The organism is Gemmatimonadaceae bacterium, assembly GCA_035533755.1.
GTDB lineage: Bacteria > Gemmatimonadota > Gemmatimonadetes > Gemmatimonadales > Gemmatimonadaceae > JAGWRI01.
This window is the reverse complement of the sequence record DATLTC010000019.1, coordinates 48,715-69,064: the sequence shown is the minus strand read 5'-3', so window position 1 is coordinate 69,064 and position 20,350 is coordinate 48,715. Positions and strand designations below refer to the sequence as shown.

Sequence of the window (20,350 nt, the reverse complement as noted above, 5' to 3'; positions counted from 1 at the left end):
TACCGCTCGCCCGCCACGGCCGAGCGCGGGAAGGCCGCGTCGAGCGCCGCGAGATCGGCCGGCGTGAGCTTCAACTCCACCGCCGCCACGTTGTCCTCGAGGTATTTCACGCGCTTCGTGCCCGGAATGGGCACGATGTCGTCGCCCTGCGCGAGCACCCACGCCAGCGCGAGTTGCGCCGTCGTCGTGCCCTTGCTCGCGGCCAGCCGCTCGACGGCCGCCACCAGTTCGAGATTCTTCCGGAAGTTCTCGCCCTGGAACCGCGGCTGGATGCGTCGGAAGTCGTCGGCGGCGAAGTCGTCGGGGCTCTTCAACTGTCCGCTCAGGAAGCCGCGGCCGAGCGGGCTGTACGGCACGAAGCCGATGCCGAGCGCGCGGCACGCGGCGAGCACGCCGTCCTCGGGCTCGCGCGTCCACAGGCTGTACTCGTTCTGCAGGGCCGTGATCGGATGCACGGCGTGCGCGCGGCGCAGCGTGGCCACCGACACCTCGGACAGCCCGAGGTACCGCACCTTGCCGGCGTCGACCAACCGCGACATCGCCCCCACCGTGTCCTCGATGGGCACGCGGGGATCCACGCGGTGCAGGTAGTACAGGTCGATGTGATCGGTGCGGAGCCGCGCCAGGCTGGCGTCGCACGCGCGGATGGCGTAGTCGGGCGCGCCGTTGAATCCGCGGTGCGCCGGATTGGACGGATCGCGGGTGATGCCGAACTTGGTGGCCAACACCACCGACGCGCGGCGGGCGCCGAGCGCCCGCCCGAGCAGTTGCTCGTTGGCGCCTGAACCGTACATGTCGGCCGTGTCGAAGAACGTGACGCCGAGGTCGAGGGCGCGGTCGATGGTGGCCAGCGACTCGGTTTCGTCGCGCGGTCCATAGAAGTCGCTCATCCCCATGCACCCCAGTCCGATGGCCGACACGTCGAGTTGGCCAAGCTTCCGATGCTGCATTCCACGCTCCCGCGCTGAGTACCCGTGCAAAATAACAGGCCGCGTCGGCGCTCCGCCGCCCGACGGTTCAACGATTGACGGTGGATAGCGGTATTGGATGGTAGGAGAACCCACCATGTCCACGCCCATCCCCCCAGGCCGCCCCACGCCCGCCCCATCGCGGCGGTGGCAGGGCGCGTTGCGGTTCGGATTCCGTCTGGGGCCGGCGGTGCTGGCGGTGGTCATGCTGTCGGCCGCGCCCGCGCCGGGCATGGCCCAGCGGGCCGGCCGCGCCATGCGTGGCGTGGGCCAGGGGTCGGTGGGAGATCCGGCCCCCAACCTGAGCGCGGCGGATGTGGAACGCCTCGATCCGGTCGCCATGCTCATCGCCCGCGCGTCGGCGTTCGCGCTGGCCGATTCGCAGGTCGTCCGGCTCGGCGACATCCAGCGGCGGCTGCACGCCCGCAACGCGCCGCACCTGCGGTCCCTCGACTCGGTGCTGGCGGAGATTCGCCGGCACGCGGCCGATACCAGCGGGTCGCCGGGCGACCGGCTGGTGCGGCAGGGCAACGACCGGATCACGTTCACGGCGATCCTCGGCCGCATTCGCGACGCCGACGACGCCGCGGCCGAGGAGGCGATGGCGCTGTTCTCCGGTCCGCAACTCCGGCGTGTATACAACGTGGTGCGCGAGCAGCGCACGATGATGCGCGCGATCGTCCGCGGCGGCACGGTGCCCGCCGAGCGCATCTCGCCCAACGATCCATAGAACCCTCCATGCCCATTTCCCGAGCGAGCGCTCCCGCGCCACGCGCCGAACCCAGGAGCCACCCCATGCGTCGAACAGTCGTTGTCTCCGCCCTCATCCTGATGCTGCCCGCGCTCGCGTCCGCTCAGCGCGGCGGCGGGACACGCAGCGAAGCCACCAAGCGGTCGGACTTCGGGTTCGATTCCTCCGACAGCTTCGGCCGGCGGCCGGCCGCGGTGTCGGCGCGCGACCTGCAGGAACTCGATCCGCTCGCGATCCTCCTCGACAAGCACAAGGACCTGAAGCTCACCGACGAGCAGACGGTGAAGCTCAGGGACATGGAGGCGAAGCTCGACTCGGCCCATCGGATGCCGTTCCGCGCGCTCGATTCCCTCAACCGCCAGATGCCGCGCGGAGGGTCCGGCATGTCCGACGACGACGCGGCCACGGCGCGCACCGTGGGCACGCTCACGCGGCTCATCATCGGCGGCGTTCGCGAGCGCTACGATTCGGTGGAGAAGGACGCGCGCGCCCTGCTCACCGACGACCAGCGCAAGAAGGCCGACGACGTGCTCGGCGATTCGCACGACAAGTTGAGCCGGATCGCCCGCGCGGGACGCGGTCCGCGCGGCGGCTGAGTCCCGGCGCCCGGCCTGTCAGGCACTGCCGGACAGCGTCGTTCCGGATCCCTGACTGACGGCCGGCCTTCCCCTGTTGACCTTGAGCGCAGCGGCGGCGCGCGATCTGGCGCGTCGCACGCTTGTCATTCCGCCAGGGGACCGTACATGACCACGCGCAGCTGGGCCGAGCCTTGGAAGATCAAGGTCGTCGAGCCGATCAAGATGACCGACCGCCGCGAACGCGAGCGTGCCATTCGCGATGCCGGCTACAACACCTTCCTGCTTCGATCCGAGGATGTGTACATCGACCTGCTCACCGATTCGGGCACGAGCGCGATGTCCGACCGGCAGTGGGCGGGGATGATGCTCGGCGACGAAGCGTACGCCGGATCGCGCAACTTCTTCCATCTCGAACAGGCCGTGCGCGACCGCTACGGATACGAGCACGTGATCCCCACCCACCAGGGCCGCGGTGCCGAGCACATCCTGTCGCGCGTGATGATCAAACCCGGCGATCACGTGGCCGGCAACATGTACTTCACCACCACCCGCGCCCATCAGGAGCTGGCGGGCGCCACCTTCCACGACGTGATCATCGCCGAAGCGCACGATCCGCGCTCCGAGCATCCGTTCAAGGGCGACCTCGACCTCGTGCGGCTCGCCGCGCTGGTCGACGAGGTGGGCGCCGAGCGCGTGCCGTACCTGTCGGTGGCGGCCACGGTGAACATGGCCGGCGGGCAGCCGATCAGCCTGGCCAACATGAAGGCGGTATATGAGTTTGCACATGAGCGCGGCATCAAGGTGATTCTCGACGCCACGCGGGCCGTCGAGAACGCCTGGTTCATCCAGCAGCGGGAGCCCGGCCAACGCGACCGCACGGTGGCGGAGATCCTGTTCGATCTGTGCCGCTACTCCGACGGCGCCACGATGTCGGGCAAGAAGGACAGCCTCGTGAACATCGGCGGCTGGCTGGGGCTGCGTGACGACGTGGTGGCCGAGAAGGCGCGGAACCTCGTCGTCGTGTTCGAGGGGTTGCACACCTACGGCGGGCTCGCCGGGCGCGACATGGAGGCGATGGCGATCGGCATCGAGGAGTCGGTGCAGGAAGACCACATCCGCAGCCGCATCGGCCAGGTGTTGTACCTCGGCAACCAGCTCATGGAAGCGGGAGTGCCCGTGGTGCGGCCCATCGGCGGCCACGCCGTGTTCCTCGACGCGGCGGCCATCCTGCCGCACCTCGATCGGGAGCAGTTCCCGGCGCAGGCGCTGGCCGCGGCGCTGTACGTGGAATCGGGCATCCGCGCCATGGAGCGCGGCACCGTGTCATCCGGACGCGATCCGCAGACCGGGGCCAACCGCATGCCCAAGCTGGAGCTGGTGCGGCTCACCATTCCGCGGCGCGTCTACACCCAGGCGCACATGGACGTGACCGCCGAGAGCGTGATCGCCGTCTATCAGAAGCGCGAACGCGTGGCGGGCCTCAAGTTCACGTACGAGCCCGAGTACCTGCGGTTCTTCCAGGCCCGGTTCGAGCCCGTGGGGGCGCCGGGGATCTTCGCGGATTCCGGGGCAACCGCGGCCGCCGCGACGGCGGGGTAACGGGGGCCGGCGATGCCGCCGGAACGGCCGGTTTGCTCCATCTGGAATTGGGGGGGTAAGTTCTACGGGTCACCCGTACGGCTCCACTCCCACCGGTTCCAGCGCCATGAGAATTTCGATCGTGCTCGCCGCCGCCGTCGCTCTGGTCTCCGCGACGGCGACCTCCGCCAGCGCGCAGGGGCGGGGCAGGGACAACGCGTCCAGCCCGCCCAAGGAAGCCCCCCACATCATCACGTCCGATTCGATCGAGCGGCTCAATCCCATCACGCCGCTCATCGAGCATCGCAAGGACATCGGGCTCCCCGATTCCCTGATCGGAAAACTCGGGGCGATTCTCGCCCAACTCGACGCCGCCAATGCCCGCCTGCTCCAGCAGGCCGATTCGCTGGCCGCGCATCCCGGCGGCCCGGTGGTGGTGTCGGACGACGTGCGTCGCGACGATCGTGACGCGGCCGGCCACCGGCCGGTGACGCTCGCCGGGATCATCACCCAGGTCATGAAGAACAACGACGACGCGGGCCAGAAGGCGCTCCTGCTGCTGCCCAGCGCGTCCGGCGATCGCGCCCTGCGACTCATGAACGACCAGCGCAACCGGCTGGGGCAGTTGCTGCGCGACAGCGGATCGGGCGGCGGCAACGACCGCGGACGCGACGGCGGGGGCCCGCCTGACCTCTGATCCTGCGCCCGACGCGCAACTGCGCGACCGCGTCGCCGAGCTCGAACGCACCACGGCGGCGCTGCGCGCGGAAGTGACTCGGCTCGCCTCGCGCCTCGACGCGGCGAGTCCCGAGGCCGGTGCCGTTCCGCCGCCACGCCCCGCCGCGCCGGTGGACACGGCCACGCCCGCCCCTCCTCGCCCCGCGGCCGCGCCGGCCGAGCCCTGGAGCGACGTCGAAGGCGTCGTGGGCCGCTACGGCGTGCTGGCACTCGGCACCGTCACCACGCTGGCGGCGGTGGGCACGTTCGTGAGCTGGGCCGCGGCGCGTGGGTTGCTCGGACCCACCACCCGCGTTGTGCTCGGCCTGATGCTCGCGGCCGTGCTCGGGGTGGCGGGGTTCAGGCTGCGTTCGCGAGAGCGGTCGTTCGGATCGGCGCTGCTCGGACTCGCCCTCGCGGTGGTCCACGTGTGCGCGTGGGCCGCAGGACCCGCCCTGCACCTCGTGCCCCTCGGGGGCGCATTCGCGCTCGCCGCTGGCGCGTCCATCGCGCTGGCCGCGTTCGCGCATGTCCAGGGCGACGAGATCCTCTGGTGCGTGGGATTCGGCGGCGCGGCCGTGGCGCCCTTCGTCACCGCCGGCCCGGAGGGGAGCGCGCTGATGCTCGCCTCGTATGGCACCGTGATCGGAGTCGCCGGCGCCGTCGGGATCGGCGCCCGCGCCTGGCGCACGGCGGAGCGCGTGCTCGCCACCGCGGTGGCACTGTTCGCGGTGGTCCTGGCGGCGCGCGGCGGGGCGTGGGGGCCGGCCCTCGCCGTGGCCCTTCCCCTGGCGGTGGCCGCGGCCGGCGTCCTGCCCGCGGCGCCGGCGGAGTTCGTGCGTTCGCGGCTGCGCGCCATGGGCGTCATCGGCGCGTTGGCGGCGCTCTGGCTGGGTGCGCGGGGTTCGGCGCTGTCGCCCGCGTCCACGAGCCTGCTCGTGGGCGCGGCGGCGCTGGCGTGGCTGGTGCTCCTCGAGCTCACCGCCGATGCGCCCGCGCTGGCGCCACAGGGCGGGAACGTGGCCCAGGTGCGCGCGCCGGCGTGGATGGACGGCGCGGCGATCCCGCTCATGCTCGCCTTCGCCACCGGCGAAGCGGTGGCGCCTGGCCCGTGGTCCCACACGCGGGTCGCGGCGGCGGCGGCGGTGCTGCTCACCGTCGCGGTCTGGCGGCGCGGCGTGGGTGCGCTGCGCGACGCGTTGGCGTTCGCCGTCGCGGCGTGCGCCCTGGTGGGGGCGTACATCGCGCCGTGGGGCCGCGTGGCCATCATGCCCGCCACCGTGGCCGGGCTGGGCGTGGCCTTCGCCGGCGGGCTGCGCTGGCGTCCCAGCCGTTCGTGGCTGCTCATGATGGCGCTCGCGCTCACGGGGGCCAGCGCGTATGCCTGGGTCCTGATGCTGCTGCGGCCCGCGTTCGCCTACCGCCCGTTCGCCACCCCCGAATCGCTGGCGGCAGCCGCGGCGCTCGCCGGCTGGGCGGTGGTGGCCTGGATGGGGCCCGCGCTCGCCGCGGCGGTCGAGCGCGCGTCGCCCGACGCCGCAGGGGCCGGCGCCGGCGATGCGCGCGCGGCATACGCCCTGGTCCGCGCGGCGCCGTGGTGCTGGGCGTTCCTGTGGGCGCATCAGGAACTCGCCGCCGCCGTGAGCGCCGCCACCGCCTCGCTGGCGCTGGTGAGCCTGGAAGCGGGCACCGCAGTGCTTGCCGTGGGGATCGGACGGGCGCGCGACGCCCGGTGGTTGCGCCGCGCCGGTCTCCTGCTGGCCGTCGTGGCCGCCGTGCGCGCGCTGGCCGCGGCCCGCACCGTGCCGTCGGTGGGCGTTCGTATCGCGTCGTACCTCGTGGCCAGCGCGTTCCTGCTCGGCATCGCCTACTGGTATCGGCGCCGCGGCGCCGGTGCCGCCTGACCGCGGGCGCGGGGCGCGGCGCGCGGCCAGACACATATTTTACGCCGGTTCGGGTGGCCCCGGCCCCTGACCCGGGTGTATCGTCCTCTATTCTCCTTTCCTCCTCCATTCATCGGGGTGACCGTTCCCGTGCGCAACATTTCTCGAATCCTGATCGCCGCCGCGGCGCTGGGCGGCCTGGCCGCGCCGGCCATGGCGCAGCAGAAGATCGACGCCACCGGCGTGGGCGACACGTCCATCTTCGCGCCGCTCCACCTGAACACGCCCAACGCGTTCCGGCTGGGGTCGGGCGCTCCCGGTCCGCTGTACTGGCAGAATCGCGCCGACTACGACATCCAGGCGTCGCTCGACACCGCGGCCCGCGTGCTCACCGGCCACGAGACGCTCAAGTACACCAACAACTCGCCGGTCACGCTCGACTACGTGTGGGTGCAGGTGGAGCAGGACGCGTTCAAGGAAGGGTCGCTCAATTCGTACGTCTATCCGCAGAATTCGCGCTTCGGCGCGCGCGGCTTCCAGGGCGGCGACGTGATCGACCGGTTCGAGCAGGTGATCCCCGGCAAGAAGAACGTGCCGCTCACCACCCGCGTCTCGACCACCGTGATGAAGGTGGATCTGGCCGAGCCGCTCAAGCCGGGCAAGAGCACCACGTTCGACATCGCCTGGCACTTCGCCATTCCCGAGCACGGCGCCGATCGCATGGGCTATGACGGCTCGCTGTTCGAGTTCGGCCAGTGGTATCCGCGCATGGTGGTGTACGACGACGTGAAGGGCTGGAACATCGAGCCGTACCTCGGCCAGGGCGAATTCTACTGCGAATACGGCGACTTCACGCTCGCCGCCACCGTCCCCGCCGGCTACATCGTGGCCGCCACCGGCATGCTCCAGAATGCGGCCGAGGTGCTCACCAAGCCCGAGATCGCGCGCCTCCACGCCGCGGCCAGGTCCGACACGACCGTGCACATCGTCACCCAGGCCGAACTGGCGAGCGGCGCGGCGCGCCCCAGGAAGTCGGGTACGCAGACGTGGAAGTTCGTCGCCCGGAACGTGCGCGACGTGGCCTGGGCCACCTCGCCCGAATACATCTGGGACGCGTCGAGTTGGAAGGGCATTCTCGCCCAGGCCTACTACCGCCCGTCGGCCGTGAGTCCGTGGTCCGATGCCGCCGACCAGGCGCGGATGTCGATCATGGAGTACTCGCAGCGCTGGTTCGCGTATCCGTACCCGCAGATCACCGTGGCCGAGGGCCCGATCAGCGGAATGGAATATCCGATGCTCGCCATGGAGGCCCGCAGCCGCGACGTGTACGGCCTCTACAACGTGATCACGCACGAGATCGGGCATAACTGGTTCCCGATGATCGTCGGCTCCAACGAGCGCATGCACTTCTGGCAGGACGAGGGTTTCAACACGTTCATCAACACCTTCTCCGAAGCGCTCCGCTATCCCCAGAAGGGCGACGAGGCGCAGCGCGAGCTCGAGGAACGCCAGGGCGTGGAACAGGTGATGAAGGCTGGGTACGACACGCCGATCGACGTCGGGCCCGACCGCATCAATCCGGGCCTCCTCGGCATCAATCAGTATGAGAAGACGTCGATGGCGCTCCATCTCCTGCGCCGCCAGGTGCTGGGCGACAGCGCGTTCGACGACGCGTTCCGCGAGTACATCCATCGCTGGGCGTACAAGCACCCCACGCCCGCCGACTTCTTCCGCACCATGGAGGACGCGAGCGGCCGCCGCCTCGATTGGTTCTGGCGCGAGTTCTTCGAGACCAACGACCGGTTCGACCAGACCGTCGACACGGTGGTGACGCGCACGATGGGCGACACCGAACACGTGGCCGTGGTGTACGGCAACCTGGCGCGCGGCGTGCTGCCCATCCTCGCCCGGTTCACATTCTCCGACGGCACCACGCAGGACTTCAGGTATCCCGCCGAAGCCTGGTACATGAACAGCACGAAGTTCCTGCGGCAGTATGCGTTCGCGGGCAAGACGCTGACCAAGATCGAGCTCGATCCCGATCACCAGCTCATTGACATCGACCGCACGAACAACACCTGGACCTCCCCGTAACGACCCACTCACGATCGGCGGGCGGTCCCCGATATCGGACCACTCCCCACCGGCGATCCTGCCGGTGGGGACGGGACCCGCTCCCGCAATTTGGAGGAATGTGATGCGACGGACACTGGTGATCCTCGGCGTGCTGGCCGCCGCGGCCGCGTGCGGCGGGTCCTCTGCGGGACCCGGTCTCACCGTCGTCTCCGGGGGGCTGACCTATTTTCTGGTCACGGGCCAGGGCGGGCTGGACACCGTATCGGCGCTCCCGGGCGCGAAGGTGCAGCTCACCGGGACCGCGTACGACGGGAACCTCCGGTCGCTGGTGGTGAAAGGCGACACCACCTGGACATCCCGCGACACCACGCTGGCCAGGGTCAGCAGCACCGGCCTCGTCACGATGATCGCGACGGGCGCGACGTACGTGATCGGGACGATCACCGTCAACTCCGTCACGGTCGGAGATTCCGCGCTCGTCAGGATTCTCTCCCCGCAGTGAGCGGGGCCCGGCGAGGCGCGCCTACTGGTACTGGATGTAGAGCGGCGCCGGGAACAGCTTGAGCACCTCGGCCGGCGTCATCAGCGGACGCCCGCTCTTGGTGTCGTTGTGGTAGAACAGCTTGAAGCCGGTGAACTGCACGGGGTCCTCGTACACGTACGCCCGGTACGAATCCTCCTTCAACGCCCGCGGGCCCCAGCCGTCCATGTCCACCACGATCTGCACCTTGGGATCGAGCCGGATGCGATCGGCGTGCGTGAGCATCCGCCGCGTGAACCGGTGCACCACGAGCACCTTGGGGGGCAGGTTGTTGGCCGTCACCAGGCTGTCGAGCACGGCCACCGCGTCGTTCACGTCTCTCGCGTCCATCGTGCCGATCCTGGTGCCCGGCGTGCTGCCGTCCTTCATCGAGAACTCGGGGTCGAGCGCCAGCTGCACGTTGGGCCGCGCGAGATACTTGAGCAGCCGCGGCAACTCGGCCGCCACCGTGCTGTGGCCCACCTGCACGTCGAGAAAGAGCAGCGCATGGCGCTGATCCGCCCACCCGGCCACGCGATCGATCAACGTGTCGGCCATGCGCGCCCGGTACATCCCGTCGCGGCCGGCCTGCCCCTGGGCCACGCTCACGATCAACTGCAGCGCCGGCACCACGGGCGTGGCGGGATCGGCGGCCCGCCAGCGCTCCACCTCGGTGTCGAGCCGCGCCAGCATCTGCTCCGGCGGCAGCGCGCCGAGGATCCCCATCTTCTTCGAGAGCGGATTGCCGTAGAACGCCACGATGCGGTGCGACGGCAGGATCGAGCCCGGCAGCGGCGCCGGCCCCGCCACCGGCCACGTGGGCTTGGGCGCGGTGTCCACCTTCGCTTTCTTCGGCTTGGGCGTGGCCCTGGACGCGGCCTTCGGCGCGTGCTCGACGCGCTTGGGGCGCGTGGGCGGCTGGGCTCCCTGGGCGGCGAGCGGGGCGGCGCACGCCGCGCTCGCCGCCGCGGCCACGAGGGCCGCCATCAATACCCTACGAACCACGTGTCGTCAGGTCGGAGGACGCGGGCGCGTACGCCCGCAGCGCATCGTCGTACGAACGCGGGGGCTCGGCGTCGGGCGACAGGAGCACGCTGAACGCCGACCCGCGGCCCGGCTCGCTGACCACGGTCAGCCGGTAGTTCATCGCCTCGCACAGCGCGCGCGAGATCGCCAGCCCCAGGCCGGTGCCTTCGTGGCGCCGGCGCGTGCCCGATTCGCCCTGCTCGAAGGCGCCGAAGATCTTGTCCAGCCGGTTGGCGGGAATGCCCACCCCGGTGTCGATCACGTCCAGCCGGAGCGGCCGACCGGTGCCCGGCGTGGTGATGATCCCCACGCGGTAGCTTCCCGATTCGGTGAATTTCACGGCGTTGTCCACGAGGTTCATCAGCACCCGCTTGAGTTTGTGCTCGTCGCTCTCGATCGGCACCAGCGACGGCGGCAGCGAAACACGCGGCACCACCGCCGTGCCCACCGATCGGCTCTCCATGTCCTTGAGCGTGTCGAGCACCAGGCGGTCCAGCGCCACCGGCGCCAGCTCCACTTCCATCTTCCCGGCCTCGACCTTGGACAGGTCCAACACGTCGTTGATCACGCGCAACAGCTGGAGTCCGTTGCTGCTGATGCGCTGCACGTACGTCAGATCCTGCGGCAGGAGGTTGCCGGCGTGATTCTTCTGCAGTTCGTTGGCAAAGCCGATCACGGCGTTGAGCGGCGTGTGCAGTTCATGGCTCATCGTGGCCAGGAACACGCTCTTGGCGCGATTGGCCTCCTCGGCCTGCGCCGCCGCCCGCTCCAGCTGCGACGTGCGCTCGGTGACCTTGGCTTCGAGCAGCTCGTTCTGCGCGCGCACCGACTCGTGCAGCATGCGCGTGACCAGCAGATTGTGGATGCGGAGCAGCACCTCCGTCGCCTCGAACGGCTTGGTCAGGAAGTCCTTGGCGCCCAGCTTCAGCGCCCGCTGCCGCGCCGTCTGGCTGGCATCGCCGGTGACGACCAGGATCGGCAGGAATTCGTCGGGCGCCGTCTGCTCCACCAACCCCTCGAGCACCGTGAACCCGCTCATCGTGGGCATCCGCAGATCGAGCACCACGAGGTCCGGATTCAACGCCCGGGCCAGCGGCAGCACGTCGCGCGCGTCGGACAGCGTATGCACGCGCGTATACCCCGCGCGGCCGAGGATCAGCCGCAGCAGGGTCAGATTCGTCTGCTCGTCGTCGACGAGGAGCAGACAGGCATCCTTGAGTTGGTCGGGGGAAACGGGAGAGTGCGGCATCGCAGGGTTGGTCCACGAGGAGTATCAACGTCCGGGGGCCATTTCTCAAGGCCAACCGCCCCCGTTTCCCCCCGGACCGGTCAGAATCCGGCCCGGAACTGCAGGAACAGGTTCCTCGGCGGCAGCGGATAGTAGTATGAGATCGAGCCGTCCGTATAGCCGCTGCCGTAGCGGTTGACCCCGGCCAGGTTATTCACGAACAGTGTGATCTCGTAGCCCCGGGCCGCGTCGCTCCACGCCACCTGGGCATCCGTGATGTACGCTGCCGGCAGCACGAACTGCCGGTCGCCCGTGTTGTCGAGGAACGATTGCGAGGTGTAGCGCCCCTCCAGCGACAGCGCGAGCCCCCGCGCCGGCGCGTAGCTCAACCGTTGGTTGGTGGACAGCTGCGGCGTGAGCAGCGGCGGGACGTCGTGGTACGTGATGCCGCTCGCGTCGTCGGTGTAGGCGGCGATCCAGTTGCGACTCAGGTTGCCGTTCACCGACGCGGTGAGCGCCGGCGCGAGCCGCCAGGCCACGTCCGCTTCGAGCCCCCGGCGCGTGCTCGCCGGCACGTTCTTCCGCAGCGGCAGCCCCAGATAGCTCAGCTGCCCGATCGCCGCGATCTCGTTGCGGAACTCCATGTCGTACCCGTCGGCGTCCAGCGTCACGGCCGCGCCGCGGTAGTGCACCCCCAGCTCCAGATCGTGGGCCGTCTCCGGACGCACCCGCTCGAAGCTCCCCACGAACGACACGTTCGACGTGTCCAGATTGTCGAATCCGGCCAGGATGTCGTTGCGGGCCGGCTCGCGGCCGTTCACGCCGTACGACGCGTACGCGCTCCAGGCCGGCGCCAACCGGTAGGTGAGCCCGCCCTTGGGGTTCAGGAACCGCCAGCTGATGCTCGCCGGCGCGATGTCGGCGTTCTGGTCGGGCACGTACCGCCACCAGGCATCGCGCGCCTGCACGTCGCCGAACAGCGTCACCCGGCCCACGTCGTAGGTGCCCTTCACGAACGCGCTCGCCTCGCGCTTGATCCCGCGGTTGGAGTACACCCGGTTGGCCAGATCGGGCAGCGTGAACATGTAGTGGTCCCGATGGTAGTCCGCTGCGTGCACGCCGATGTCCAGCTGCGTGCGGTCGCCGCGGTACGTGTACGTGCTCATCACCCCCGCCCACCAGAAGTCCAGGTGGTAGCGGTCGGTCTGCGGCTCCTTCACGTCGTAATAGCCGGTGGCCGAGACCCCGTACAGCGTGGTGGAGATGGACGACCGCGGGTTGATCAGCCGCGTGTAGGCCAGACTCCCGAGTTGCTCGCCGAAGTCGTCGCGCTCGTCGGGCGAGAGCGGATTGTCGCGGCGGTCGCGCACCAGCGTCGATTCAGCCGAGGCATAGTACGCCAGCTGGCTGTGCTCCTGCCCGGCCATGGCCGTGAGTTTCACGATGTTGCGGTCGCCGAAATATCCGGCGCTCAGAAAGCCCGAATGCGACATGTCGCCGGCGTGCTCGCGATAGCTGTCGGTGGCCTGGTCGCTGGCCCGCGCGTAGAACGCGAACCGGCTGGGCAGGAGCCCCGACGCGTAGTCCACGGAGCCGCGGCGCGAATTCCAGGCGCCCGTCCCCAGATCCACGTGCCCCCCGGCCGGCGTCGCGGTAAGCGATACCGACTCGAAGTTGATCGATCCGCCGTACGACGCCGTGCCGTTGGTGCTCGTGCCCACGCCGCGCTGGATCTGCACCGACTGCATGCTGGTCATGAAATCCGGCAGATCGGCAAAGTAGAAAACCTCGTCCTCCGGATCGTTGAGCGGGATGCCGTCGAGCGTGAGGTTGATCCGCGTCTGATCGATGCCGCGCAGGCGGATGTAGCTGTATCCCGAATAGCCCCCCTGCTCGGCGTACGACGTGAACGACGGCGTGTTGGCCAGCAGCAGCGGCGGCTCCTGGCCGAATGAGCGCGCCTGGATCTGCGCCTGGGTCACCACGTCGGCCGAGATCGGTGCGCTGGCGCCGGCCCGCAGCGCCGACACCGTCACCCGCTCCAGGCTCTGCGCCGTGCGCACCAGTTCCACCGCGGTCCCGCGCTCGGCCAGCACGTCGTGCTCCACGGTCACGTACCCGTGGCGGCTGAACCGGAGCCGCGCCGGCGGCGTGACGGCGAGCGTGAACCGGCCCGCCGAGTCGGTCACGGTGGCGGCGTGCGTGCGCACGTCCTCCACGCGGACGCCGGCCAACGGCGCATGGGTCTGGGCGTCGCGCACCACGCCGCCCAGGCCGGTGGCCGCGAACAGGGCGGTCAACAGGGTCAGGATGGTCATGCGCGGATCCCCCACGAGAGAGGACGCGAGTGCCGGCGCGCCCGATGGCGCGCCCGGTGGGCGGAATTGTGCATGGATGACTCCCTACGCCGGTACGAGCCGGTTCAGGTTCGACGGGTGTGATCTCAGCGCGGGCGCGGATGTGCGCCCGGGCACCCCGGTCAACGGAGGAACCTAATGCCGGCGCCCCGGGCCCGGCACCCGGGGAGGTCTGGCGCCGCCCGCCGGCCTGTTACACTATGGGGAGTGGGGCGCGCGGAGTGCCCCATCCAACCCCCCATTCCCCGGGCCGATGTTGCAGGAACCCCCGACCGGTGCTCGCTGGGAGCGTCTCCTCTCGGCCAGCGATGCCAGCCTGATCGATGCCGGAGCCGCCGGCGAGCGCACGGTGGCGCGGGCACGCCTCGTGTTCACGGCCATCCTCCTGCTGATCCCGCTGCAGAGCATCGTCCAGCGGTCCGACCAGCTCGAGAACTACGTGGGTCTCGTGGTGGGGTTGGTCAGCCTGGGGTTCGCCGCATCGGTGTTGGCGGCCGTCTCGCGCGGCCACTACCGCACGTGGTGGAGCATCGCGACCAGCGTCTACGACGTGACCAGCGTGAGCGCCATCCTGGCCGCGTTCATCCTCATCGGCCGCCCCGAGATCACCGTCAACAGTCGCGTCGTATTCGAGATCTATCTTCTCGCCATCGCCAGCACGGCGCTGCGCTACGACCGGCGGGCGCCGCTCGTGGCCGGCGCCGTGGCGGTGGTGGAATACGCCGCGCTCGTCCTCGTCGTGCACGCGCATTGGGATCTGTCCGACCCGCGCTACGCCGGCTACGGCAACTTCTCGTGGGGCGATCAGATCGGCCGTCTGATCGTCCTCGGTGTGGCCGCCATGCTGAGCCGTGCCGTGCTCGAGCGCGCCCACCGCCTGCGACAACTCTCCACGCACGATCCGCTCACCCGGCTCTTCAATCGCAACGTGCTCGAGGAACGCGTGCGCGAGGAGGTGGGGCGCGCCCGGCGCTACGGCCGGCCGCTCGCTCTGGCGATGGTGGATCTGGACCTGTTCAAGCAGTTCAACGACACGTTCGGGCACGCCTCCGGCGACGCCGCCCTGCGGGCGTTCGCGCACCTGCTCCGGCGCACCGTCCGCAGCACCGACATCGTGGCGCGGTTCGGCGGCGAGGAATTCGTGATCGTGCTGCCCGAAACGCCTGGCGACGACGCGGCGGTGAAACTCGACCAGATCCGTCGGCTCATGGAGACGATGCTGTTCGACATTCCGGGGGTGGTCGACGGCCACGTCACCTTCAGCGCCGGCGTCGCGACGCTCGATCGGGAGAGCGATCACGCCCTCGACCTCCTCCAGCGCGCCGACGACCTGCTGCTGGCCGCCAAGCGCGCCGGCCGCAACTGCGTGATGGGGGAATCGGGCCTGGTGGGGGCGCCGCGGTCCGATGCCGCGCCGGCGCGCGTTGACGGAACCGGTGGCCGGTCCTAGACTTCCCGCTGCCGCAGCCCCGCCCGCCGGAATTTCCCGGGCGGTGCCGCCTTCATGGAGAACTGGATGGCGAAGGAAGAAGCGATACAACTCGAAGGCCAAGTCACCGAAGTGCTCCCCAACGCCACGTTTCGCGTGCTCCTGAGCAACGGGCACACCGTGCTGGCCACGCTGGGAGGCAATATGCGCCGGTTCCGCATTCGCGTACTCGCCGGCGACCGGGTGACCATCGAGGTATCGCCCTACGATCTCAGCCGCGGCCGCATCACCTTCCGACACAAGAACTGAGAGCCGGCCGCTGCCCACCGCCTTCGGCGGGCAGCGTGCAGTGCGCGGTACGCAGCCGTCAGTGCATCACGTCGAGGGCCGGGATGCGGTGCGTGCCGGGATACGGCACCCCGTTCCCCTTGAGGTCGCGCCACAGGATGTGGTTGAACAGGTCCATGTTCGACATGTCCTCCACCTCCAGATCCAGCCGCCGCGACTCGCGCGCCCCGCGCCCCACGGATGGATTCACCGCGTCGAGCGACGGTGCGGGGGTGAGCGGCGTGTACGGCGTGAGATCCGGCGTGTCGGCCCAGATGTGCCGCAGCGGCCGCCCGTAATAGTCGAACTGCGACATCGACTGCAGCCCCAGGATCTCCTCGATCGTGCGGAGTACGTCGGTGGTATTCGTGAACCGGTGAATCGTGCCGGGCCGGTTGTACGCCGAGATCGTGAGCAGCACCGATCGATGCGAGTCCACGTGGTCGGGCCCGTTCTGCGCATCGTCCTCGAGCACGAAGATCACGGTGTTCTTCCAGTACGGTGAGTGGGAGATCGCCGCCACGATCCGGCCCAGCGCCAGATCGTTGTCGGCCATCGCCGCGAGCGGCGTCGGCGCGCCCGCCTGCGCGCCCGACGTGTGATCGTTGGGCAGGCGCACGATCTCGAGCGCCGGCAGCGTGCCCGACCGCACGTACGAGTCGAACTCGGCCTGCCACACGTCCACGCGATGCTGGTCCGTGATCCGCAGGTCGAAGCCCGGATAGTCGGGATTCGTGTGCTCCTTGAGGAACGGCTTGTCGCCGCGATAGGCGGCCGGCAGCGGGTCGTCCGGGTCGAGCGAGCCCGGCACCACGAACTCGCCGTAGTTCCGGAAGGTGATCCCCCGCTTCTGGGCCAGGTCCCACAGATACCCGTTCGCCGGCGCGGCCTCGTCGTCGCGCGGGATGCGCGCCTTCACGCCGCCCCCGAACACCGAGCCCTCGTAGTCATAGGGACGGCCGCGATCGGAGTAGTTCGACGGCACCGTCTTTTCCAGATAGTCGGTGGCGTACGCCGCCGTGGACCAGTTGTGCCCGTCGGCGCTCACCTCGGCGTTCACGAAGAACCGGTCGTACAGGCCGAACCGGTCGGCCAGCGCATGGTGGTTGGGCGAGTCGGCGCGCGGGAAGAACACCAGCGAGGTGTCGCCGTCGCCCGACGGCATGTCGCCGAACACCTGGTCGTACGTGCGGTTCTCCTTGATGATGTACACCACGTGCTGGAACGGCGGATAGTTCGCCGTGCGGCCCGTGGGCTGGTCCCACGCGTTGGCCCGCACCACGCGCTGGGTGAGCGCCGCCAACTCGGCGCCCCGCACCTCCGCCAGCGGCGCGATCGTCATCGTGGATTCCAACTGCCCCAGTGTGTAGTTGGTGCCGCGCGGCGGGTGCCCGGGCATCGGCACCGGCTGCGCGCCGTCGGGATTGGCCCGCGTGCCGTGGCCCTTGGCGCTCACCACGAGCAGGGTGTCGCGCACCGCGGCCACGAGCGTCGGATACCACGCCGTGGGCACGCGGCCCACCAGCGCGTCGGTGCCGGTGGCCGCCGCCACGCCCGCCGTCTTCGGGCTCAGGTCGAATACCGCCACCGCGTTGGCGTCGGCTTCGGCCGCGAACAACCGCGTGCCGTCGGCGGACAGCGCCAGCCCATTGGGCGTGCTCCCCTCGCCCGGTCCCGCCGGCGGCGGATCGAGCAGCGTCTGGATCACCCGATGCTCCGCCGTGGCCACGACGAATATGCGATCGGTGCTTCCCGACGCCACGAACAGTCGCGTGCCGTCGCCGTTGAGCACCATCGCCGACGGGTGACGGCCCACCGCGATTTTCCGCGCGCTCATGCCGTCGCCCTCGGGCGTGAATTCCGAGACGGTGTACCCGCCCCACGCCGAGACGAACACCCGACCGTCGCCCGCCACCACGACGCCATACGGATACGCATCGGTCGCGTAGCGATGCACCACGCGCCCGCTCGCCACGTCCACCGCGGCCAGCGAATCGGCCATGTTCTCGGCCACGTACAGCGTGCGCCCGTCGGGCGAGAACGCGAGGCCGGCCGCGTACCGCAGCCCCGGCGCGCGCGGGCGCTTGGGCGCCAGCACGATGCTGTCGGCGAGCGTCGCCCGGCCGTCGCTCCACGCGTAGCGATAGACCACGTCCTGATTGCCGCCCGAGGCGTAGAGTGATTGTCCGTCGGGCGCGAACGCCACGCCGATGAACGCCGCGGCCTGATCGAGCGTCTGCGTCACCTGGCCGGTGGTGCGGTCCACGATCTGCACGCCCTGTTCGCCCCACCCGCTCATCAACAGCGCCACGTGGCGGCCGTCGGGCGCCAGCGCCATCCCCAGCGGAAACTGGCCCACCGGGTACTGCACGCCGGCCGGGTCGAGGTGGACGCCGGTGGGCAGGCGGCCGATCGTGGCGCCCATGGAATCGCCGGCTCGCGGCGACCGCGGCGGCGACGCCTGGCAGGCGGCGAGCAGGAGCAGAGCGGTCGCGGCACTGAGCGCGTGCGCCGGCGTGCGATGGCTGTGCGACATGGGTCTCGGGTCGGGGACGCGTGGAAATTAGCACCGGGGCCATGGGGCGTAAGCCGCCCGGTGCACGACCGTTACTCGTGGGCCGCGCGCTCCAGCCGGTCGCGGACGCCGGCCCATTCGGGCGCGTCGGGCACGCGCTCCACGAGCACCAGCGCGCAGCCGCGATCGTCGAGCTCGTGCAGCTCGGCGTACAGCCGCCGCGCATACGCGGCCGCGCGGCGCGGCATGAGGCGCGGTTCGGCCACCGGCAGCGGCGAGAACGCCAGGCTGCCCACCCGCTCGCCGCGCGCCGTCGCGGCGGCGGCTTCGGCCAGGGCCGCGGCCCGCGAGCCGTCGTCGAACGGCAGCAGTCGCGCGCGCGGCGCGTAATGACGGTCCACCAGCCCGGGCGACGAACGCGCCGCGCCGGCTTCCACGGCCACCGGACGCTCGTCCACCGCGCCCACCACCGCGCCGATCTGTTCCGCGCTGATCATGCCGGGTCGCAACACGCGTGGCACGGGACCGGTGAGATCCACGACCGTGGATTCGATGCCCACGGTGGTCGGGCCGCCATCCAGCACCAGATCCACGGCGTCGCCCAGCGACGCCACCACGTGCTCGGCCGAGGTGGGAGACACCTGCGTGAAGCGATTGGCGCTCGGCGCCGCCACCGGAATCCCCGCCGCGCGCAGCAGCGCCAGCGCTACCGGGTGTCCGGGCACGCGCACCGCTACGCTGGGCAGGCCCGCGGTCACCGCGTCCGGGATCATCTCGCGCTTGGGAAGCACCATCGTGAGCGGGCCCGGCCAGAAGGCGCGCGCCAGGAGTTCGGCGGCCAGCGGCCAGGCGGACACGAGCGCGCGCGCGGCGTCGGCGTCGGCCACGTGCGCGATCAGCGGGTTGTACGCCGGGCGCCCCTTGGCGGCGTAGATCCGCGCCACGGCCCGCTCGTCCAACGCGTGGGCGCCGAGTCCGTACACGGTCTCGGTGGGGAAGGCCACCAGCCCTCCGGCGCGCAGCACCTCCGCGGCGCGCGCCAGCGCGGCCGGATCGGGAGCGGCGGGGTTCACGCGGAGCAGTTCCATACGGCCCGCAAGTTAACGCGCGCCGGTCGCGGCCGGTGGTGTTGCGCCGGTCACGCGGGGTATGTTACGTCGCGCCGGGGAACGGTCCCGCGGCGCGCCGTCCCATCGCGCCGGTACCGCATGCCGCCTCGCCCACCGCTCATCGCTGCGCTGCTCGCGCCCGTCATCGCCGGCGCGTCGCCGCGCATCGGATCGCCCGCCTGCCGGCGGTTCGCGAACCTTAGCCGGTGAGCGGCGTCGAGTGGTTCGCCGCGCTGGCCGGCGCGATCAGCGTGTACCTGAGCGCGCGAGAGAACATCTGGAGCTGGCCCACGGCAATCGTGAACGTGGGCCTCTACATCCTGATCTTCCAGCGCAACGGCCTCTACTCCGACATGGGGCTGCAGGTGGTGTATCTCGTGCTGTCGGTGTACGGCTGGTACGAGTGGCTGCATGGCGGAACCGACAAGACGCGACTCGAGGTCTCACGGGCGTCGGGCCGGGTGTGGCTCCTGTCGGCGGTGGCCGGCAGCCTCGGCTGGGTGGCGATCTACGCCGTCACGCGACATCTGCACGGCGTGTCGATCCCGGCCGTCGATGCCGCCCTCACCGCCACCAGCCTCGTCGCGCAGTGGATGATGACGCGCAAGATCCTCGAGAACTGGATTCTCTGGATCATCGCCGACATCGTCTATGTCCCGGTGTACATCTATAAGAAGCTGTACGTCACGTCGGGCCTGTACGCCGTGTTCCTGGTGCTCGCGATCCTCGGATGGGTGGAATGGAAACGCAGCCTCGATCGCCATCGGTTGTCCGCGTCGTCCTGACCGGGTCGGAGTCCACCGGCAAGACCACCCTCGCCCACCGGCTGGCGGCGCACTACGGCACGGTGGCGTCGCGCGAGTTCGTGCGCGAGTACGCGCTCGAGCGCGGCAACGTGCTCGGCTTCGAGGACCACGGGCCGATCGCCCGCGGACAGATGGCCGCCGAGGACGACGCGGCGGCGCATGCCACGCGCGTCGTGTTCATGGACACCGACCTCGTGAGCACCGTGGTGTACTGCGACCATTACTTCGGCCGCTGTCCCGCGTGGATCGCCGACGCGGCCATGGAGCGCGCCGCCGATCTGTATCTGCTCATGGACGTCGACGTGCCGTGGGTGCCCGATCCGGCGCGCGACCGCGGCGATCGCCGCGACGAGATGCACGCGCTGTTCCGCGATCGCCTCGACGCGCTGCATCTGCCCTACGTGGAGATCCGCGGAGACTGGGACGCGCGGTTCGCGGCCGCCGTGCGCGCCGTGGACGCGCGGCTCGCGCGCCGGTAGCCG

General features: G+C 70.3%; 17 protein-coding genes and 1 riboswitch. Of the genes, 11 read left to right on the top strand and 6 right to left on the bottom strand.

The window, feature by feature from the left end:
* Positions 1-950, bottom strand: a 950-nt coding sequence (locus tag VNE60_03685; GenBank protein HVB30611.1) for an aldo/keto reductase, incomplete at its 3' end; no start/stop codon positions are given.
* A 115-nt stretch (positions 951-1,065) separates the two neighbouring features.
* Here VNE60_03685 and VNE60_03680 point away from each other — a divergent pair.
* From VNE60_03680 to VNE60_03650, 7 genes are all read left to right on the top strand, one after another.
* Positions 1,066-1,698: a hypothetical protein gene (locus VNE60_03680; protein HVB30610.1), complete on the top strand. Its 633-nt coding sequence runs from the start codon at positions 1,066-1,068 to the stop codon at positions 1,696-1,698.
* Between the two features lie 65 nt (positions 1,699-1,763).
* Positions 1,764-2,315: a Spy/CpxP family protein refolding chaperone gene (locus VNE60_03675; protein ID HVB30609.1), complete on the top strand. Its 552-nt coding sequence runs from the start codon at positions 1,764-1,766 to the stop codon at positions 2,313-2,315.
* Positions 2,316-2,462: 147 nt separating this feature from the next.
* The gene (locus VNE60_03670) at positions 2,463-3,896 is read left to right on the top strand and encodes a tyrosine phenol-lyase (GenBank protein ID HVB30608.1); all 1,434 of its coding nucleotides are present in this window, start codon (positions 2,463-2,465) and stop codon (positions 3,894-3,896) included.
* A 106-nt stretch (positions 3,897-4,002) separates the two neighbouring features.
* Positions 4,003-4,572, top strand: a complete 570-nt coding sequence (locus tag VNE60_03665) for a hypothetical protein (GenBank protein HVB30607.1) — start codon at positions 4,003-4,005, stop codon at positions 4,570-4,572.
* A 73-nt stretch (positions 4,573-4,645) separates the two neighbouring features.
* Positions 4,646-6,496: a DUF2339 domain-containing protein gene (locus VNE60_03660; GenBank protein HVB30606.1), complete on the top strand. Its 1,851-nt coding sequence runs from the start codon at positions 4,646-4,648 to the stop codon at positions 6,494-6,496.
* Between the two features lie 117 nt (positions 6,497-6,613).
* A complete protein-coding gene (locus tag VNE60_03655) occupies positions 6,614-8,569 on the top strand; it encodes a M1 family metallopeptidase (GenBank protein HVB30605.1) in 1,956 nt (651 codons plus the stop codon).
* A 103-nt stretch (positions 8,570-8,672) separates the two neighbouring features.
* A complete protein-coding gene (locus tag VNE60_03650; protein HVB30604.1) occupies positions 8,673-9,053 on the top strand; it encodes an Ig-like domain-containing protein in 381 nt (126 codons plus the stop codon).
* 21 nt (positions 9,054-9,074) lie between these two features.
* Here VNE60_03650 and VNE60_03645 read toward each other — a convergent pair whose 3' ends face one another.
* From VNE60_03645 to VNE60_03635, 3 genes are all read right to left on the bottom strand, one after another.
* A complete protein-coding gene (locus VNE60_03645) occupies positions 9,075-10,058 on the bottom strand; it encodes a hypothetical protein (protein HVB30603.1) in 984 nt (327 codons plus the stop codon).
* 7 nt (positions 10,059-10,065) lie between these two features.
* The gene (locus VNE60_03640) at positions 10,066-11,346 is read right to left on the bottom strand and encodes an ATP-binding protein (protein ID HVB30602.1); all 1,281 of its coding nucleotides are present in this window, start codon (positions 11,344-11,346) and stop codon (positions 10,066-10,068) included.
* 80 nt (positions 11,347-11,426) lie between these two features.
* Positions 11,427-13,643: a TonB-dependent receptor gene (locus VNE60_03635; GenBank protein ID HVB30601.1), complete on the bottom strand. Its 2,217-nt coding sequence runs from the start codon at positions 13,641-13,643 to the stop codon at positions 11,427-11,429.
* Positions 13,644-13,707: 64 nt separating this feature from the next.
* A riboswitch (TPP riboswitch) is annotated at positions 13,708-13,813 on the bottom strand.
* Positions 13,814-13,935: 122 nt separating this feature from the next.
* Here VNE60_03635 and VNE60_03630 point away from each other — a divergent pair.
* Together VNE60_03630 and infA are read left to right on the top strand one after the other, a co-directional pair.
* Positions 13,936-15,132 (top strand): GGDEF domain-containing protein, encoded by a 1,197-nt coding sequence (locus tag VNE60_03630; GenBank protein HVB30600.1) that lies wholly within the window; start codon positions 13,936-13,938, stop codon positions 15,130-15,132.
* Positions 15,133-15,198: 66 nt separating this feature from the next.
* Positions 15,199-15,420, top strand: coding sequence for a translation initiation factor IF-1 (gene infA / locus VNE60_03625; protein HVB30599.1), 222 nt, complete (start codon positions 15,199-15,201; stop codon positions 15,418-15,420).
* Positions 15,421-15,478: 58 nt separating this feature from the next.
* Here the strand turns inward: infA and VNE60_03620 are convergent, their stop codons facing one another.
* Positions 15,479-17,974 carry a bifunctional YncE family protein/alkaline phosphatase family protein gene (locus VNE60_03620; GenBank protein ID HVB30598.1) on the bottom strand — a complete coding sequence of 832 codons (2,496 nt, stop codon included), beginning with the start codon at positions 17,972-17,974 and terminating at the stop codon, positions 15,479-15,481.
* 71 nt (positions 17,975-18,045) lie between these two features.
* A complete protein-coding gene (locus VNE60_03615) occupies positions 18,046-19,041 on the bottom strand; it encodes an L-threonylcarbamoyladenylate synthase (GenBank protein HVB30597.1) in 996 nt (331 codons plus the stop codon).
* Positions 19,042-19,268: 227 nt separating this feature from the next.
* Between VNE60_03615 and pnuC the strand changes: the two genes are divergently transcribed.
* Positions 19,269-19,847: a nicotinamide riboside transporter PnuC gene (gene pnuC, locus VNE60_03610; GenBank protein ID HVB30596.1), complete on the top strand. Its 579-nt coding sequence runs from the start codon at positions 19,269-19,271 to the stop codon at positions 19,845-19,847.
* Positions 19,802-20,347, top strand: a complete 546-nt coding sequence (locus tag VNE60_03605) for an ATP-binding protein (GenBank protein ID HVB30595.1) — start codon at positions 19,802-19,804, stop codon at positions 20,345-20,347. The genes pnuC and VNE60_03605 overlap by 46 nt, the downstream gene beginning before the upstream one ends.
* Positions 20,348-20,350 lie beyond the last annotated feature (3 nt).

What these genes read in the sequence shown, in the direction of transcription:
- VNE60_03650 (HVB30604.1), top strand. Translation starts at nt 8,673, where the DNA reads ATGCGACGGACACTGGTGATCCTCGGCGTGCTGGCCGCCGCGGCCGCG.
- VNE60_03665 (HVB30607.1), top strand. Translation starts at nt 4,003, where the DNA reads ATGAGAATTTCGATCGTGCTCGCCGCCGCCGTCGCTCTGGTCTCCGCG.
- VNE60_03620 (HVB30598.1), bottom strand. Translation starts at nt 17,974, where the DNA reads ATGTCGCACAGCCATCGCACGCCGGCGCACGCGCTCAGTGCCGCGACC.
- VNE60_03605 (HVB30595.1), top strand. Translation starts at nt 19,802, where the DNA reads ATGGAAACGCAGCCTCGATCGCCATCGGTTGTCCGCGTCGTCCTGACC.
- VNE60_03645 (HVB30603.1), bottom strand. Translation starts at nt 10,058, where the DNA reads ATGGCGGCCCTCGTGGCCGCGGCGGCGAGCGCGGCGTGCGCCGCCCCG.
- VNE60_03630 (HVB30600.1), top strand. Translation starts at nt 13,936, where the DNA reads ATGTTGCAGGAACCCCCGACCGGTGCTCGCTGGGAGCGTCTCCTCTCG.
- VNE60_03670 (HVB30608.1), top strand. Translation starts at nt 2,463, where the DNA reads ATGACCACGCGCAGCTGGGCCGAGCCTTGGAAGATCAAGGTCGTCGAG.
- VNE60_03675 (HVB30609.1), top strand. Translation starts at nt 1,764, where the DNA reads ATGCGTCGAACAGTCGTTGTCTCCGCCCTCATCCTGATGCTGCCCGCG.
- VNE60_03640 (HVB30602.1), bottom strand. Translation starts at nt 11,346, where the DNA reads ATGCCGCACTCTCCCGTTTCCCCCGACCAACTCAAGGATGCCTGTCTG.
- infA (HVB30599.1), top strand. Translation starts at nt 15,199, where the DNA reads ATGGCGAAGGAAGAAGCGATACAACTCGAAGGCCAAGTCACCGAAGTG.
- VNE60_03680 (HVB30610.1), top strand. Translation starts at nt 1,066, where the DNA reads ATGTCCACGCCCATCCCCCCAGGCCGCCCCACGCCCGCCCCATCGCGG.
- VNE60_03615 (HVB30597.1), bottom strand. Translation starts at nt 19,041, where the DNA reads ATGGAACTGCTCCGCGTGAACCCCGCCGCTCCCGATCCGGCCGCGCTG.
- VNE60_03635 (HVB30601.1), bottom strand. Translation starts at nt 13,643, where the DNA reads ATGACCATCCTGACCCTGTTGACCGCCCTGTTCGCGGCCACCGGCCTG.